This is a genomic window from Bacillus cereus group sp. BfR-BA-01382 (genome assembly GCF_022663475.1).
Taxonomy (GTDB): Bacteria; Bacillota; Bacilli; order Bacillales; family Bacillaceae_G; genus Bacillus_A; species Bacillus_A thuringiensis_S.
Genome location: NZ_JAKUFQ010000349.1, coordinates 1 through 287, shown reverse-complemented (window position 1 = coordinate 287; position 287 = coordinate 1). Strand labels below are relative to the sequence as shown.

Below are 287 nucleotides of genomic sequence, written 5' to 3'. Positions count from 1 at the left end.
AGTAAAAACAACTATTCCTGCTCAAGCAGTAACAAAAGGATTTGCTCTTTCACCAAAAGATATCGTTGGTAAATACAATAATTCAAAATTAGTTACGGGTGAATATGCATTGAAGAAAAAATTAGTTGATAAAAAGAATATCGACCCATTTGAAAGTATGGATTTAACAAAATATCGAAAAATTTCACTTCCTATTACTTATATTGATGGATTAGGTGGAAATGTGAAACGAGGAGATAAAGTAGACCTTGTATTTGTTGGAGAAGGTGAAAAGGCAGGAGAAGGTT

1 pseudogene is annotated in these 287 nt (G+C 31.7%); it reads left to right on the top strand.

The features are described from left to right. Window positions 1–287 (top strand): annotated as a pseudogene (locus MR160_RS34285) (Flp pilus assembly protein CpaB); the annotation flags it as partial.